The 15975-nt window shown below is 70.6% G+C and carries 13 protein-coding genes; 12 read left to right on the forward strand and 1 reads right to left on the reverse strand.

From position 1 onward, the window contains the following. Nucleotides 1-196 precede the first annotated feature (196 nt). Nucleotides 197-1213, reverse strand: a complete 1017-nt coding sequence (locus tag ACZ69I_RS01560) for a rod shape-determining protein (RefSeq protein ID WP_467669174.1) — start codon at nucleotides 1211-1213, stop codon at nucleotides 197-199. 177 nt (nucleotides 1214-1390) lie between these two features. Between ACZ69I_RS01560 and folC the strand changes: the two genes are divergently transcribed. The 12 genes from folC to ACZ69I_RS01620 all read left to right on the forward strand — a co-directional run bounded on the left by folC (nucleotide 1391) and on the right by ACZ69I_RS01620 (nucleotide 15950). Beyond that, nucleotides 1391-2911 carry a bifunctional tetrahydrofolate synthase/dihydrofolate synthase gene (gene folC / locus ACZ69I_RS01565; protein WP_467669171.1) on the forward strand — a complete coding sequence of 507 codons (1521 nt, stop codon included), beginning with the start codon at nucleotides 1391-1393 and terminating at the stop codon, nucleotides 2909-2911. 5 nt (nucleotides 2912-2916) lie between these two features. Continuing rightward, nucleotides 2917-3261 carry a DUF4233 domain-containing protein gene (locus ACZ69I_RS01570; RefSeq protein ID WP_467669169.1) on the forward strand — a complete coding sequence of 115 codons (345 nt, stop codon included), beginning with the start codon at nucleotides 2917-2919 and terminating at the stop codon, nucleotides 3259-3261. A 115-nt stretch (nucleotides 3262-3376) separates the two neighbouring features. Next, nucleotides 3377-3790, forward strand: coding sequence for a nucleoside-diphosphate kinase (gene ndk / locus ACZ69I_RS01575; RefSeq protein WP_467669167.1), 414 nt, complete (start codon nucleotides 3377-3379; stop codon nucleotides 3788-3790). Nucleotides 3791-4104: 314 nt separating this feature from the next. Continuing rightward, nucleotides 4105-5124, forward strand: a complete 1020-nt coding sequence (locus tag ACZ69I_RS01580; RefSeq protein WP_030362602.1) for a rod shape-determining protein — start codon at nucleotides 4105-4107, stop codon at nucleotides 5122-5124. Between the two features lie 145 nt (nucleotides 5125-5269). Next, nucleotides 5270-6226, forward strand: coding sequence for a rod shape-determining protein MreC (gene mreC, locus ACZ69I_RS01585; protein WP_467669165.1), 957 nt, complete (start codon nucleotides 5270-5272; stop codon nucleotides 6224-6226). Between the two features lie 12 nt (nucleotides 6227-6238). Next, entirely contained in the window at nucleotides 6239-6913 is a 675-nt protein-coding gene (gene mreD, locus ACZ69I_RS01590) for a rod shape-determining protein MreD (RefSeq protein ID WP_467669163.1), read from the forward strand. Nucleotides 6914-7011: 98 nt separating this feature from the next. Next, nucleotides 7012-9189 (forward strand): penicillin-binding protein 2, encoded by a 2178-nt coding sequence (gene mrdA, locus ACZ69I_RS01595; RefSeq protein ID WP_470830004.1) that lies wholly within the window; start codon nucleotides 7012-7014, stop codon nucleotides 9187-9189. Further along, entirely contained in the window at nucleotides 9189-10385 is a 1197-nt protein-coding gene (gene rodA, locus ACZ69I_RS01600; protein WP_467669159.1) for a rod shape-determining protein RodA, read from the forward strand. Before mrdA ends, rodA begins: the two co-directional genes overlap by 1 nt. Nucleotides 10386-10445: 60 nt before the next feature. After that, nucleotides 10446-12050 carry a CYTH and CHAD domain-containing protein gene (locus ACZ69I_RS01605; protein WP_470830006.1) on the forward strand — a complete coding sequence of 535 codons (1605 nt, stop codon included), beginning with the start codon at nucleotides 10446-10448 and terminating at the stop codon, nucleotides 12048-12050. A gap of 50 nt (nucleotides 12051-12100) precedes the next feature. Beyond that, nucleotides 12101-14026, forward strand: a complete 1926-nt coding sequence (locus ACZ69I_RS01610) for a TIGR03960 family B12-binding radical SAM protein (protein ID WP_470830007.1) — start codon at nucleotides 12101-12103, stop codon at nucleotides 14024-14026. Between the two features lie 40 nt (nucleotides 14027-14066). Further along, complete coding sequence (locus tag ACZ69I_RS01615; protein ID WP_470830008.1) at nucleotides 14067-14627, forward strand: GNAT family N-acetyltransferase; 561 nt, start codon at nucleotides 14067-14069, stop codon at nucleotides 14625-14627. A 6-nt stretch (nucleotides 14628-14633) separates the two neighbouring features. Beyond that, a complete protein-coding gene (locus ACZ69I_RS01620) occupies nucleotides 14634-15950 on the forward strand; it encodes a hypothetical protein (RefSeq protein WP_470830009.1) in 1317 nt (438 codons plus the stop codon). The last annotated feature ends 25 nt before the right edge of the window (nucleotides 15951-15975 follow it).

A 15975-nucleotide genomic window follows, 5' to 3' on the forward strand; every position in this document is an offset into this window, starting at 1 on the left:
CGCGCCCCTAGGTGGTCCACCGCATCGCCCCCCGGGGGCAGCACCCTGAGGGTGAGGGGACGCCAGGGTTACCTAGGGGCGCGGGGAACTGCGCGACAAGCCCCCACGGCCCCGCAGCCGAAGAACGCACCCCCAGCCAGAGCAGCACCTCACCCCCACCGCCCCACACCCGAAGAACGCACCCCCGGCCGAAGGCCTACGCCGCTGACATCACCCGCTCCAGACCGTCGAAGTCCTCCACACACTTCCCGCACCCCATCGCGACGCTGTCCAGCGGATCATCGGCGACGAAGACGGGAATCCCCGTACCGGAGGCGAGGCGCAGGTCGAGGCCGGGGAGCAGCGCGCCGCCGCCCGTCAGCACGATCCCGTGCTCCATGATGTCGCCGGACAGCTCCGGCGGACACTCCTCCAGGGTCGACTTGACCGCCGCGATGATGTGCTCGACCGGCTCGTCCAGAGCCGCCCGCACCTCGCGCGCCGTCAGGTCCACCGTCTTCGGCAGCCCGCCCACCTTCTCCCGCCCCCGCACGGTGAACGTCCGCATCTCCAGCGCGTCCTCGCCCGGCACGGGCCACGCGGAGCCGATGCCGACCTTGATGTCCTCGGCGGTGCGCTCGCCGATGAGCAGCGCGTGCTCCTTGCGCACGAAGTCGGTGATGGCCGTGTCGAGCCGGTCGCCCCCCACCCGCAGGGACTGGGCCGTGACGATGCCGCCCAGGGAGATCACGGCGACCTCGGTCGTGCCGCCGCCGATGTCGACGACCATCGACCCGCGGGGCTCGGCCACCGGCAGCCCCGCCCCGATGGCCGCGGCCATCGGCTCCTCCACGAGGTGCACGGCCCGCGCCCCGGCCCGCTGCGAGGCGTGCACGATGGCGCGCCGCTCGACGGGCGTGACCCCGCTCGGCACGCACACGACCATGCGCGTACGGGGGCGGCGCCCCGGCACGGCCTTGCGCACGAAGTGCCGGATCATCTCCTCGGCCGCTTCGTAGTCACTGATCACGCCGTCCCGCAGCGGACGGATGGCGGTGATGGACCCGGGCGTCCGCCCGATCGTCTCCTTGGCCTCCGTACCCACGGCGAGCACCCTGCTCCTGCCGCCCCTGTCCGCCCGCACGGCGACCACCGACGGCTCGTTGAGCACGATCCCCTTGCCGCGCACATAGAGAAGGGTGTTCGCAGTGCCGAGGTCGATACCTATGTCCATGATCGCCAAGTTTGCCCGGCGGCTCTCCAAAGCGGAGGGACCAAAGTCCCGAATCGGACGGGTCGAAAGTCCCGACGAAGGCCCCGCGGAGCTTCGTGGGGCTCGCGTGAGGTCCGTCCGAGGTCTACGAGGAGGTCCTGACGGCGAGTGTCGGCACCGCTCCGTAGACTGGCCTGCGTGAGTGACCTCCCCCCGCACGACGACGACCGACCCGCCGAGCCCGACGACGCCTTCGAGGAGATCGTCGGCGCCGAGACGGACCGTGACCCCGACCTCGCGGTGATCGAGGCCGGCAGCCGCACCCTGCGCGCCCAGGCGGGCCCGCCGCAGGGCGACGTCCCCGCCCGTCCCACCGATCCGGAGGTGGACAGGGCGCTGCGCGAGGTGGAGACGGAGCTCGCCGGCCGCTGGGGCGAGACGAAGCTTGAGCCCTCCGTCAGCCGCATCGCCGCGCTGATGGACGTCCTGGGCGAGCCCCAGCGCGCGTACCCCTCGATCCACATCACGGGGACGAACGGCAAGACGTCCACGGCGCGCATGATCGAGGCGCTGTTCTCGGCCTTCGACCTGCGCACGGGGCGCTACACCTCGCCCCACGTCCAGTCGATCACCGAGCGGATCAGCCTGGACGGCAGCCCCGTCGAGGCGGAGCGCTTCGTCGAGACGTACAACGACATCAAGCCCTACGTCGAGATGGTCGACGCCAGGGAGGAGTACCGCCTCTCCTTCTTCGAGGTGCTCACCGGCATGGCGTACGCGGCCTTCGCGGACGCCCCCGTGGACGTCGCCGTCGTCGAGGTCGGCATGGGCGGCAGCTGGGACGCGACGAACGTGATCGACGGCTCGGTGGCCGTCATCACCCCCATCGACCTGGACCACACGGACCGCCTCGGCTCCACGCCCGGCGAGATCGCCAAGGAGAAGGCCGGCATCATCAAGCCGGACTCGACGGTGATCATGGCCCAGCAGCAGGTGGACGCCGCGCAGGTGCTCCTGAAGAAGGCGGTCGAGGCGGACGCGACGGTGGCCCGCGAGGGCCTGGAGTTCGGCGTCGTCGCCCGCCAGGTCGCGGTCGGCGGCCAGCTCATGACGCTCCGCGGCCTCGGCGGGGAGTACGAGGAGATCTTCCTGCCGCTGCACGGCGAACACCAGGCGCACAACGCCGCGGTGGCGCTCGCCGCGGTCGAGGCGTTCTTCGGCATCGGCTCGCAGCACGCGCGCCCGCTGGACATCGACACGATCCGCAAGGCGTTCGCGACGGTGGCCTCGCCCGGCCGCCTTGAGGTGGTGCGCCGCTCGCCCACCGTCGTCCTGGACGCCGCGCACAACCCGGCGGGGGCCCGCGCCGCGGCCGCCGCGGTCAGCGAGGCGTTCGACTTCAGCCGGCTGATCGGCGTGGTCGGCGCGAGCGACGACAAGGACGTGAAGGGGCTGCTCGAAGCGTTCGAGCCGATCTTCGCCGAGGTCGTCGTCACGCAGAACTCCAGCCATCGCGCGATGGACGCCGACACGCTCGCGGGCCTGGCCGTCGAGGTCTTCGGCGACGAGCGCGTGCAGGTCGAGCCGCGCCTCGACGATGCCCTGGAGGCGGCGATCACCCTCGCCGAGGAGGAGGGGGAGTACGCGGGCGGCGGCGTGCTCGTCACTGGTTCCGTCATCACGGTCGGCGAGGCCCGACTGCTCCTGGGGAGAGGCTGATTCCTGTGCGTACGCTCTGCGCCTCGACGCTGATCGGCGAGTTCTTCGTCATCGGCTTCGCGGGTCTGGTCGCCATGAAGGACGAGGACCTGTCCATGGGCACGGTCTGGACGGTCTGCGGCATCGCGATGGCGGTGTCCGTGCTGCTCTGCGGAATGATCACCCGGCCCGGTGGGGTGCAGCTCGGCTGGGCGCTGCAGATCGCGCTGATCGCGAGCGGCTTCGTGGTGCCGACGATGTTCTTCCTGGGCGCGGTGTTCGCCGCCCTGTGGTGGGCGTCGGTCCACTTCGGCCGCAAGATCGACGAGGCGAAGGCGCGGTTCGCGGCGCAATCGGCCGAGACGGTCTGACCGCACGGGGTTCCGGTCGCCCGGCCCTGCGGCACGCCCGGCCGCGGCGGCTCGGTATCGTGCCGGGCAACCCCCGTGATCGTAAAGATCGTAAGAACACCTCTTGGAGCCGCACATGAGCCAGCGCACCCTCGTCCTGCTGAAGCCCGACGCCGTCCGTCGTGGGCTGGTCGGAGAGATCATCGGGCGCATCGAGCGCAAGGCGGGCTGGACGATCTCCGCGCTGGAGCTGCGTTCGCTGGACCAGGAGACCCTGGAGCAGCACTACGGGGAGCACAAGGGCAAGCCCTTCTACGAGCCGCTGGTCGCCTTCATGTCGTCCGGGCCGGTCGTCGCGCTCGTCGTCGAGGGGGAGCGGGTCATCGAGGGCGTGCGCGCGCTCGCCGGACCGACCGACCCGATCGCCGCCGCGCCGGGTTCGATCCGCGGCGACTTCGGCACGATCGTCCGGGAGAACCTGATCCACGCCTCGGACTCCGAGGAGTCCGCCGAGCGCGAGCTCAAGATCTTCTTCCCGGGCGCCGTCTGACCCGCAAAAATCTTCGTCATGGTTTCTTGACGCGGCGTCAGGACGGAGCCGGACCAGCGCTGGGACGGCCGGAGGAATTCGGCCGTCCTTTGGCATATGCAACCCCAATTGGGGGAACCCGTGCCTCCGATGGCACGTCTGAAAAGGCGAGGCGACGCATCATCTGCTGACAATGGCGAAGACCCTAGCGCCGTGTTCGCGCAGCCGAGACTACGATGGAAGCCTCCACTGCCACACAGCACCCACCTCGCCTACCTAAAAAGCCATCAAACGCTCCAATAGGGAAGGCCAGACGCATCCTCATGGGGAACAACATGTCGTTCATCGGCCGTGACATGGCTGTCGACCTCGGGACCGCCAACACGCTGGTGTACGTCAGGGGTCGGGGGATCGTACTCAACGAGCCGTCCGTCGTCGCGATCAACACCAACACCGGTGGCATCCTCGCGGTGGGCGCCGAGGCGAAGAAGATGATCGGGCGCACGCCCGGCAACATCGTCGCGGTGCGCCCGCTGAAGGACGGCGTCATCGCCGACTTCGAGATCACCGAGCGGATGCTCCGCTACTTCATCCTGAAGATCCACAAGCGGCGCTACCTCGCCCGTCCCCGCGTCGTCGTCTGCGTGCCCTCGGGCATCACGGGCGTCGAGCGCCGCGCCGTCATCGAAGCCTCCTCGCAGGCCGGCGCCCGCCAGGTGCACATCATCGAGGAGCCCATGGCCGCGGCCATCGGCTCCGGTCTGCCGGTCCACGAGGCCACCGGCAACATGGTGGTCGACATCGGCGGCGGCACCACCGAGGTCGCCGTCATTTCTCTCGGCGGAATCGTCACGGCACAGTCCATCCGTGTCGCGGGCGACGAGCTGGACAACGCGATCATCCAGCACATCAAGAAGGAGTACTCCCTCCTCCTCGGCGAGCGCACCGCCGAGCAGATCAAGATCACCATCGGTTCGGCGTACGACATGGACGCCGACGAGCACACCGAGATCCGCGGCAGGGACCTGGTCTCCGGCCTGCCCAAGACCGTCGTCATCTCCGCCGCCGAGGTCCGCAAGGCCATCGAGGAGCCGGTCAACGCGATCGTCGACGCGGTCAAGACCACCCTCGACAAGTGCCCGCCGGAACTGTCGGGTGACGTGATGGACCGCGGCATCGTTCTCACCGGTGGCGGCGCCCTGCTGCGCGGCCTCGACGAGCGGCTGCGCCGGGAGACCGGCATGCCGATCCACATCGCCGAGGACCCGCTCGACAGCGTGGCGCTCGGCTCCGGAAAGTGCGTCGAGGAGTTCGAGGCGTTGCAGCAGGTGCTTGACGCCCAGCCGCGCAGATGATCTGACGCGCCGACATCCGCCGTACGAGTGCCTGCCCTCTCGTGCGGCGGATCGTTGATATAGAGGCAAGGCAGAAGAATTCCCCAGAAACCCGTGGAACCCGCAGATTCCACGGAATCCGATTGAGGAAGGCACGCCGCCGCACGTGAGGGACACACGAGAGAGCCGGCTGCTCCTGGTGCTGCTGGTCGCCATCGCGTTCGCATTGATCACGGTGGACATCCGCGGCGGCGAGGACTCACCGGTCGACGGTGCCCGCCGGGCCGCCGCGACGGTGTTCGGTCCGGTCGAGGAGGGGATGTCCTCCGCCGTCGACCCGATCGGCAACGCCATCGGCGCGGTACGCGACTCCGGAGAGCGCCACAACCGCATCGCCGAACTGGAACGCCAGAACGCCGCCCTGAAGGCGAAGCTCGGCAGCGACGACCGCAACCGCAGCCGGGTGCAACAGCTCGACAGCATGCTGAAGAAGGCGGGCGCAGGACAGTACGGCATCAAGGGCGCCGAGGTCATCGGGATAGGAGCGGCCCAGGGCTTCTCCTGGACCGTCACCATCGACGCCGGCGCGCATGACGGACTCAAGCGCGACATGACCGTCCTGAACGGCGACGGGCTGGTCGGCCGCGTCACCACGGTCGGCCCGAACACCGCGACCGTCCTGCTCGCCAACGACCCCGACTTCACCGTCGGCACCCGCATGGAGAAGACCGACGAGCTCGGCTTCGCCACCGGCCAGGGCGACCGTCCGCTCTCCGTCCAGCTGCTCAACGGCAAGGCCAAGGTCAAGAAGGGCGACCGCCTGGTCACCTTCGGCTCGCGCAAGGACAAGCCGTTCGTGCCGGGCGTCCCGGTCGGCGAGGTCGTCCGCGTCGACCCCTCGGGCGGTGACCTCACCCGCAACGTCTACGTGAAGCCGTACGTCGGGTTCACCAAGCTCGACATCGTCGGTGTCGTCGTCGAGGCGCCCCGCGAGGACCCGCGCGACACGGTCCTGCCGAAGAAGCCCGAGAAGCCCAAGCCGACCCCGACGGTGACCGTCACGGCCACCCCGTCGGGCCGGCCGCCCGCCGAGGGCGCCGACACCGGCGACGACGAGCAGTAGGAGACCGGACCCATGCGCCTCAACCGAATCCTGCTGTCCACCGCCCTCGTCGTCGTCGCCCTGGTCGTCCAGGTCAGCGTCCTGGCCCGGCTCCAACTGCCGGGCGCGGTCCCCGACCTGGTCCTGCTCACCGTCCTCGGCCTCGCCCTCGTCTACGGCCACGTCGGCGGCGCCCTCGTCGGCTTCGGCGCCGGGCTCCTGGCGGACCTGGCGCCGCCGGCCGACCACGCCGTCGGGCGGTACGCGCTCGTGCTCTGCGTCGTCGGCTATCTCGCGGGCCTCGCCAAGCCCGACAACGGCCGGCTCCGCTCCGCCACCGGCCCCCTCGTCGTGGTCGTCAGCGCCGCCATCGGATCGACGCTGCTCTACGCGGGCGTGGGCTCCCTCGTCGGGGACACCGCCGCACGCCACGTGGGCCTGATCGGGCTCCTGTTCACCGCCGCTCTCTACGACCTGCTGCTCGCGCCCTTCACGGTGCCGCTGATCATCGCGCTCGCCCGACGGGCGGAGAACGACCCGCTGGGCGAGAACTCGCCGGTGAACAAGGCGGCCGACGTCTCCTCCGGCTGGCTCTCCTCCGGCACCGGGCTGAGCATCGGCAACCAGCGCGGCGGCGGCCTGCGGGCGAAGGCGGCCAAGGCCAGAGTCGCCCGCGCCGGCCGCATCAAGGGGGTCAAGCGCCTGTGAACGCCACCCGGCGGGCCCCGCGAGCGCCCGCGCACACGCACAGGCCGAGCGTGTACACGTACTACCCGTACGCACACTGAGAGGGGGAGGCAGCAGCAGTGACCAACATCCCCGAGACCGGACGGACCCCACGCGTCCAGATCCGCCTCATCGTCATCCAGATCCTCGTCGTCTCCCTCCTGCTCACCCTCGGCGGCCGCCTCTGGTACCTCCAGGTCCGCAACGGCGACGAGTACGCCGAGGAGGCCTCGGGCAACCACGTCCAGCAGGTCGTCCAGCCCGCCGTGCGCGGCTCCATCCTGGACGCCCGCGGCGTGCCGATCGCCGACAACGAGACCCGGCTGGTCGTCTCCGCGTCCCGCACCGACCTGATGAAGATGAAGGACGACGGCAAGGCGGTCCTCGCCAAGCTCGCCGACGTCCTCGACATGAAGCCCGAGGACGTCGCGGGCAAGGTCCGCCTCTGCGACGCCAAGACGCCGCAGCCCTGCTGGAACGGCTCGCCCTACCAGCCCATCCCGATCACCGACGAGGCCACGCCCCGCCAGGCCCTGCAGATCCGCGAGCGCTCCGAGGACTTCCCCGGCATCACCGCCGAGCCCACCGCCGTGCGCCGCTACGCCGCGCCCGGCAAGTCCAACACCGCGCAGGTCCTCGGCTATCTCTCGCCCGTCACCGACGAAGAGATCAACAAGGCCGAGAACACCGACTCGCCGTTCCTGCGCTCGGACATGGTGGGCCGCTCCGGTCTGGAGCGCACGTACGACAAGCAGCTGCGCGGCAAGGCCGGCGTCACCCGCTACGAGGTCGACAACCTCGGCCGCGTCATCGGCAAGGCCAAGTCGGACGAGGCCAGGTCCGGCGCGAACGTCGTCACCAGCATCGACGCGCGCGTACAGGCCGTCTCCGAGTACTGGCTCAACGACGCGATGAAGAAGGCCCGCAAGGAGTTCGACAAGAACACCGGGGAGAACTACAAGGCCGACGCGGGCGCCGTCGTCGTCATGGAGAACAAGACCGGCCGCGTCGTCTCCATGGCCTCCAACCCGACGTACGACCCGAACGCCTGGGTCGGCGGCATCTCAGGGAAGGACTACGCGCGCCTCACCGGCAAGACGTCCAACTACCCGCTGCTCAACCGCGCCATCCAGGGCCAGGCCGCCCCCGGCTCGATCTTCAAGGTCATCCCGACGACCGCGGCGGTCAACGCGGGCTACGACTTCAACGGCCGCTACCCCTGCCCCAGCTCGTACTCCATCGGCGGCCAGACCTTCAAGAACTACGAGTCCAAGGGCCACGGCTCCATCACCCTCGGCCAGGCCCTCGAGGTCTCCTGCGACACCGTCTTCTACAAGCTGTCGCACGACCAGTGGCGCAAGGACGGCGGCAACAAGCCGACGAAGCACCCCAAGGACTGGTTCTACAAGACCGCCCACCAGTTCGGCCTCGGCAAGGAGACCGGCATCGACCTCCCCAACGAGGTCTCGGGCCGCGTCCCCGACCGCCAGTGGAAGAAGGACTACTGGAAGGCCAACAAGGACGCCTGGTGCAAGCAGGGCAAGAAGAGCGGCGGCGACTACGCCGAGCGCATCGCCTACGAGAACTGCCTCGAAGGCATGAAGATGCGTGCCGGTGACTCCGTCAACTACTCCATCGGACAGGGCGACACCCTCGTCACGCCGATACAGATGGCCACGATCTACTCCGCCATCGCCAACGGAGGCACCCTCCACGACCCCACCGTCGGTAAGGCGATCATCAGCGCCGACGGCAAGCAGGTCGAGGAGATCGCGCCCAAGTCGCACGGCAGGCTGCCGTTCGACGCGAAGCTGCAGAAGGACATAGACGGTGCCCTCGCCGACGTCGCCACGCGCGGCACGGCTGCCTGGCGGTTCCAGGGCTGGCCGCAGAAGAAGATCCCGATGCACGCCAAGACGGGTACCGCCGAGGTCTACGGCAAGCAGACCACCTCGTGGTTCGCGACGTACACCAAGGACTACACGATCGTCATGACGATCGCCCAGGGCGGTACGGGCTCCGGCGCCTCCGGGCCCGCCGTCCGCAAGATCTACAACGCGATCTACGGCCTCGACGACGACGGCAAGCAGGACCTGAAGAAGGCCCTCCTGCCCGAACCGCAGAAGAACCTGCCGAAGATCGAGACCGACGGCTCGATCGACTCCCCGAAGATCAAGCCGTACAAGCCCGAGGCGCCCAAGCCGCCGGCCGAGGAGCAGCAGCTGGCCGGGGCACCGGCCGACTGGAGGCGTGACTGATGACCGGCAGTGGTTTCTCCGTCTCCGGGTACGGGCCCGAGCGGTCCGGCGTGTCGCGGCTCCTGGCCCGCGACTCGATAGTGCGCCGGCTCGACTGGCCGATGCTGCTCGCGGCGATCGCGCTCTCCGGGATCGGCACCGCGCTCGTCTACTCCGCGACGCGCAACCGCACCGAGCTCGTCGGCGACGACCCGTGGTCCTTCGCGCTCAAGCACGTCCTGAACACCGGCATCGGCTTCGCCCTGATGATCGGCACCGTCTGGCTCGGCCACCGCACCCTGCGCACGGCCGTGCCGATCCTCTACGGCATCTCCGTCTTCCTGGTGCTGCTCGTCCTGACCCCGCTCGGCGCGACGATCAACGGCGCGCACGCGTGGATCGTGCTCGGCGGCGGTTTCTCGCTCCAGCCCTCCGAGTTCGTGAAGATCACGATCATCCTGGGCATGGCGATGCTGCTCGCGGCCCGCGTCGACGCGGGCGACCGGGAGCATCCCGACCACCGCACGGTCGTCCAGGCGCTCGGCCTCGCCGCCGTGCCCGTGGCGATCGTGATGCTCATGCCGGACCTCGGTTCGGTCATGGTCATGGCGATGATCGTGCTCGGTGTGCTGCTCGCCTCCGGCGCCTCCAACCGCTGGGTGTTCGGGCTGCTGGGCACCGGCGTCGCCGGTGGCGTCGCCATATGGCAGCTCGGCGTCCTCGACGACTACCAGATCGCCCGCTTCGCCGCCTTCGCCAACCCCGCGCTCGACCCGGCGGGCGTCGGCTACAACACCAACCAGGCGCGCATCGCCATCGGCTCCGGCGGCCTGACCGGCACCGGTCTGACCAAGGGCTCCCAGACCACCGGCCAGTTCGTCCCCGAACAGCAGACGGACTTCGTCTTCACGGTCGCGGGCGAGGAGCTCGGCTTCGTGGGCGCGGGAGCGATCCTGCTGCTGCTCGGCCTCGTCCTGTGGCGCGCCTGCCGCATCGCCCGCGAGACGACCGAGCTGTACGGCACGATCGTCGCCGCGGGGATCATCGCCTGGTTCGCCTTCCAGGCCTTCGAGAACATCGGCATGACCCTCGGCATCATGCCGGTGGCAGGCCTCCCGCTGCCCTTCGTCTCGTACGGAGGTTCGTCGATGTTCGCGGTCTGGGTGGCCGTGGGACTGCTCCAGTCGATCAAGGTGCAGCGCCCGATGTCGGCGTAGGCCCGGCCAGGTCCTGTCGCAGGCATGTTTGCCTTCGTCTTTCGCGTCTAGATTCAATTCATGGCGGAGACGAAGCGCGAGATCGAGCGGAAGTACGACGTCGGGGCGGACGCGACACTGCCCGACCTGTCCGGGGTCGCCGGGGTCGCGGACGCCGTCGACAGAGGCGTCGTCGAACTGGACGCCGTCTACTGGGACACCACCGACCGGCGCCTGGCCGCGGGATCGGTGACGCTGCGGCGCCGCACCGGCGGCGCCGACGAGGGCTGGCACCTGAAACTGCCGGTGTCGCTCGCCGACGGCGTGCGCGACGAGGTCCGGGCGCCGCTCTCCGACACCGTGCCGCGCGAGCTCGCCGAGCTCGTCCGCTCCCGGGTGCGCGGAGCCGAACTGGTCCCCGTCGTACGGCTGTTGACCGCGCGGACTCGCTGTCACCTCCTCGACGCCTCCGGCGCCCTGCTCGCCGAGGTCAGCGTCGACCGCGTCCTGGCCGAGCGGCTCGCGGGCGGCGTCGGCACCGTCGACTGGACCGAGGCCGAAGTGGAGCTGGCGGACGGCGGCGACCCCGCGCTCCTCGACAAGGTCGAGAAGAACCTGAAGAAGGCGGGCGTACGGCGCTCCGCGGCGACCTCGAAGCTGGCCAGGGCGCTCGCCGAGACCGAACCGCGCGAGGACACCGGCCGCAAAGCCCGGTCCGAGGCGTCCGTGAACGGCGGCAAGAAGGCCGGGAAGAGCGAGGCCGTGGCCGCGGCGGTGCGCGAGGCCGTCGGCGAGGGCCCCGGCTCCGCGGGAGACCACGTCCTCGCCTACCTGCGCGCCCAGCGCGACGCGATCGTCTCGCTCGACCCCGCCGTCCGCCGCGAACTGCCCGACTCCGTACACCAGATGAGGGTCGCCACGCGGCGGCTGCGCAGCGCCTTCAAGTCGTACCGGAAGATCCTCGACCGCACGGCCACCGACCCTGTGGGCGACGAGCTCAAATGGCTCGCGGGCGAGCTGGGCGTCGCCCGCGACCAGGAAGTCCTCAACGAGCGGCTCGCCGACCGGGTGGGCGCGCTGCCGCGGACCCTCGTGCTCGGCCCGGTGCGCGGCCGGCTGCGCGTCTGGGACGTCGCACGCCGCACCGGCGCGCGGCACCGGACGGTCGCCGTCCTGGAGAGCAGGCGCTACCTCGCGCTCCTGGACGCCCTCGACGCCCTGCTCGCCGAACCCCCGCTGCGCCCCGCCGCCACCGCGCCGCCGAAGAAGGCGCTGCCCAAGGCGGCACTCAAGGACCACGCCCGCCTGGCCGCCCGTATCGGCCACGCCCTGGAACTGCCCCCGGGCCGCGAGCGCGACCTCGCCCTGCACGCCGCCCGCAAGGCCGCCAAGCGCGCCAGGTACGCGGGGGAGTCGGCGGTCCCCGCGCTCGGCAAGCCCGCGCGACGGTTCGCCAAAAGGATGAAGGCCGTCCAGAGCGTCCTCGGCGACCACCAGGACAGCGTGGTCGCGCGCGAGGCGCTGCGGGCGCTCGCGATCCAGGCGCACCTGGCCGGGGAGTCCGCCTTCACCTGGGGGCTTCTGTACGGCCAGGAGGAGGCGGCGGGCGCGGACCGGCAGCGGGAACTGCCGGAGACCTGGGCCGCGGCTGAGCGCGCGAAGGTGCGGGCGGCGCTGGGCGGCTGAGCAGCGGGGTACGCTTGATGGTCACCCCTGCCAGCTCATGAAGGTCCGCGATGTCTGCCGAATCGGTCTTCCCACAGCTCGAAGCTCTGCTCCCGCATGTGCAGAAGCCCATCCAGTACGTCGGCGGTGAGCTGAACTCCACCGTCAAGCCGTGGGACAGCTGTGACGTCCGCTGGGCGCTCATGTACCCGGACGCGTACGAGGTCGGGCTGCCCAACCAGGGCGTCCAGATCCTCTACGAGGTCCTGAACGAACGCGCGGGCGTCCTCGCCGAGCGCACGTACAGCGTGTGGCCGGACCTGGAGGCCCTGATGCGCGAGCACCGGGTGCCCCAGTTCACGGTCGACTCGCACCGCCCGGTCGGCGCGTTCGACGTCTTCGGCCTCAGCTTCTCCACCGAGCTCGGGTACACCAACATGCTGGCGGCCCTGGATCTCGCGGGCATCCCCCTGGAGGCCAAGGACCGCACCCTGGACGACCCGATCGTGCTCGCCGGCGGCCACGCCGCCTTCAACCCCGAGCCGATCGCCGAGTTCATCGACGCCGCGATCATCGGCGACGGCGAGCAGGCCGTTCTCGACATGACGGAGATCATCCGCGCCTGGAAGGCCGAGGGCCGCCCCGGCGGCCGCGAGGAGGTCCTCTTCCGGCTCGCCAGGACCGGGTCGGTCTACATCCCGGCGTTCTACGACGTCGAGTACCTCCCCGACGGCCGGATCGGCCGCGTCGTGCCCAACCGCAGCGGCGTGCCGTGGCGCGTGTCCAAGCACACCGTCATGGACCTCGACGAGTGGCCCTACCCCAAGCAGCCCCTCGTCCCGCTCGCCGAGACCGTCCACGAGCGCATGTCCGTGGAGATCTTCCGCGGCTGCACCCGCGGCTGCCGTTTCTGCCAGGCCGGCATGATCACGCGCCCCGTGCGGGAGCGAAGCATCACCGGCATCGGCGACATGGTCGACAAGGGTCTGAAGGCGACCGGCTTCGAAGAGGTGGGCCTGCTCTCCCTCTCCTCCGCCGACCACAGCGAGATCGCCGACGTCGCGAAGGGCCTCGCCGACCGGTACGAGGAGGACAAGATCGGCCTGTCCCTCCCCTCGACCCGCGTCGACGCCTTCAACGTGGACCTCGCCAACGAGCTGACCAGGAACGGCCGCAGGTCGGGCCTGACCTTCGCCCCCGAGGGCGGCTCCGAGCGCATGCGCAAGGTCATCAACAAGATGGTGTCCGAGGAAGACCTCATCCGCACCGTCGCGACCGCGTACGGCAACGGCTGGCGCCAGGTGAAGCTGTACTTCATGTGCGGCCTGCCCACCGAGACCGACGACGACGTCCTGCAGATCGCCGACATGGCGATGAACGTCATCCAGAAGGGCCGCGAGGTCTCCGGGTCCAACGACATCCGCTGCACGGTCTCCATCGGCGGCTTCGTGCCCAAGCCGCACACGCCCTTCCAGTGGGCCCCGCAGCTCTCCTCCGAGGAGACCGACGCCCGCCTGGAGAAGCTCCGCGACAAGATCCGCGGCGACAAGAAGTACGGCCGCTCCATCGGCTTCCGCTACCACGACGGCAAGCCCGGCATCGTCGAGGGCCTGCTCTCGCGCGGCGACCGCCGCATCGGCGCCGTCATCCGCGCGGTCTACGAGGAGGGCGGCCGCTTCGACGGCTGGCGCGAGCACTTCAGCTACGAGCGCTGGATGCGGTGCGCCGAGAAGACGCTGCCCGAGGTGGGCGTCGACGTCGACTGGTACACGACGCGTGAGCGCACGTACGAAGAGGTGCTGCCCTGGGACCACCTGGACTCCGGTCTCGACAAGGACTGGCTCTGGGAGGACTGGCAGGACTCGCTCGACGAGACCGAGGTCGAGGACTGCCGCTGGACGCCGTGCTTCGACTGCGGCGTGTGCCCCCAGATGGACACCCACATCCAGGTCGGCCCCACCGGCAAGAAGCTCCTGCCGCTGACGGTCGTGAAGTAGCGGGACCGGTACCGGAACCGAAGCGCCGAGCTGCCCGCAGATGCCCCGACTCGTCCTGCCCACCGCCCTGGTGCACCGCTCCTACATCGCCGCGATGGAGGAGCTCAGGGCCGAGGGGCAGGGCGGGCCCGACGACGACACGACGCTCGGCAGCACCCTGCGCCGGTACGGCACCCGCTGGCGCGACCCCGCGGTCTTCGCGGCGTACGTCGCCGAGGTCCGCGCAGCCGCCTACCCCGCCGAGCCGCTCGCCGTCCCCGTCACGACCCTCTGGTACGTCGACGGCGCCCACTACCTCGGCCGCATCACCGTCCGGCACAGCGTCGCCACCCGGTTCCTGCGCGAGTACGGCGGCCACATCGGCTACGACGTCCGCCCCACCGCCCGCCGCCGCGGCCACGCCACCGACATGCTGCGCGCCTGCCTTCCGTACGCCGCCGAACTCGGCCTGGAATCCGTCCTGGTGACCTGCGACACCGACAACACCGGCTCGCGCAAGGTCATCGAGGCGGTGGGCGGCACGTTCGAGGACGAGCGGGGCGGGAAGTTGCGGTACTGGATCAGGACGGGACGGATCCGAACCGGCGCCCCGGGCGTCTAGGACAACATGGACCTGGAAAAGCGGCCCCAGCAGGCTCACCCGCCGACCGAGCAGGTGGCCCCGCGTCCCCCGGCGCCCGCGCCACCACAGGCAGAGGGCTGTCTCGCCGTCGCGATCCGCATCCCGGTGCGGATCGTGGTCCTTGTCCTCGTGGTGCCCGTGCGCCTGGTGTGGGACGCGCTCGCCGTCTGCGGCACGTTCGTGTACCGGAACGCGCTGCGTCCCGTCGGACGCGGCATAGGTGCCGTCCTGACCTGGCTGTTCAAGGCGGTGTTCGTCTGGCCGTGGGTGGGGCTGTGGCGGTATGTGGTCGTGCCGGTCGGCAGGGGCCTCGCCTGGCTGGGCCGGATGCTGGTCGTGGCGCCCCTGATGTGGCTGTACGCGCGCGTGCTGACCCCCTTCGGGCACGGCGTCGCCTGGGTGCTGCGCGGCATCGGCGCCGGGATCGGCCTGCTCGGGCAGAGCGTCACCGCGATGGTGATCGGCATCGGCAGGGGCCTCGCCTGGCTGGGCCGGATGCTGATCGTGGTCCCGGCAACGTGGCTCTACGCGCGCGTGCTGACCCCGATCGGGCACGGCATCGCCTGGGTGGCCCGGGCCCTCGGCACCGGCGCCGCCGCTGCCGGACGCGGCATCGGCCTCGTCCTGGTCTGGCTGTTCAAGGCGGTGTTCGTCTGGCCGTGGGTGGGGCTGTGGCGGTATGTGGTCGTGCCGGTCGGCAGGGGCCTCGCCTGGCTGGGCCGGATGCTGATCGTGATCCCGGCAACGTGGCTCTACGCGCGCGTGCTGACCCCCATCGGGCACGGCATCGCCTGGGTGGCGCGGGGCATCTGGACGATCGGCGTGACGCTGTTGCGCTGGATCTTCGTCGTGCCCGCCGTCGCGGTGTGGCGGTGGGTGCTCGCCCCCGTCGGGCGGGCGCTCGCCGTCGTCGCGCGCGAGATCGGCGACGCGCTCGGCCACGCCTGGCGCGTCGCCGGGCACATCTCCCTCGTCGTCGGCCGCTTCCTCGGCCGACTCCTTCGGTGGATCTTCGTCGAGCCGGTGCGGTGGGCCTACCGCTCGGTGCTCACGCCCGTCGGGCACGTGGTCCGCGACGCGGTGTGGCGCCCCGCGGCCGAGGCCGCCCGCAGCGTCGGGCGCACGGCGCGCCAGGCGATCGCGTCGGCGCGGGAGAGCGTGCGCCAGGCCCGGGCCGACGTGCGGCGCATGCTGTTCGGGGCGCCGAAGGAGCCGGCGCCGGTACCGGTGGCCCGGCGGGAACCCGCGGCGCCCGCGGCACGTACTCTAGGTAGCAGTACGACCGCACTCACGAAGGACTGAGAGAACTGGGCAAGCGACAGCCCGT

Source organism: Streptomyces sp. NPDC036815 (assembly GCF_055609205.1).

Bases quoted from the DNA above. Each gene is read 5' to 3' on its own strand.
- ndk (WP_467669167.1), top strand. From the start codon at position 3,377: ATGAGCCAGCGCACCCTCGTCCTGCTGAAGCCCGACGCCGTCCGTCGT.
- ACZ69I_RS01610 (WP_470830007.1), top strand. From the start codon at position 12,101: ATGTCTGCCGAATCGGTCTTCCCACAGCTCGAAGCTCTGCTCCCGCAT.
- ACZ69I_RS01615 (WP_470830008.1), top strand. From the start codon at position 14,067: ATGCCCCGACTCGTCCTGCCCACCGCCCTGGTGCACCGCTCCTACATC.
- ACZ69I_RS01620 (WP_470830009.1), top strand. From the start codon at position 14,634: ATGGACCTGGAAAAGCGGCCCCAGCAGGCTCACCCGCCGACCGAGCAG.
- ACZ69I_RS01560 (WP_467669174.1), bottom strand. From the start codon at position 1,213: ATGGACATAGGTATCGACCTCGGCACTGCGAACACCCTTCTCTATGTG.
- ACZ69I_RS01580 (WP_030362602.1), top strand. From the start codon at position 4,105: ATGTCGTTCATCGGCCGTGACATGGCTGTCGACCTCGGGACCGCCAAC.
- rodA (WP_467669159.1), top strand. From the start codon at position 9,189: ATGACCGGCAGTGGTTTCTCCGTCTCCGGGTACGGGCCCGAGCGGTCC.
- mreD (WP_467669163.1), top strand. From the start codon at position 6,239: ATGCGCCTCAACCGAATCCTGCTGTCCACCGCCCTCGTCGTCGTCGCC.
- ACZ69I_RS01605 (WP_470830006.1), top strand. From the start codon at position 10,446: ATGGCGGAGACGAAGCGCGAGATCGAGCGGAAGTACGACGTCGGGGCG.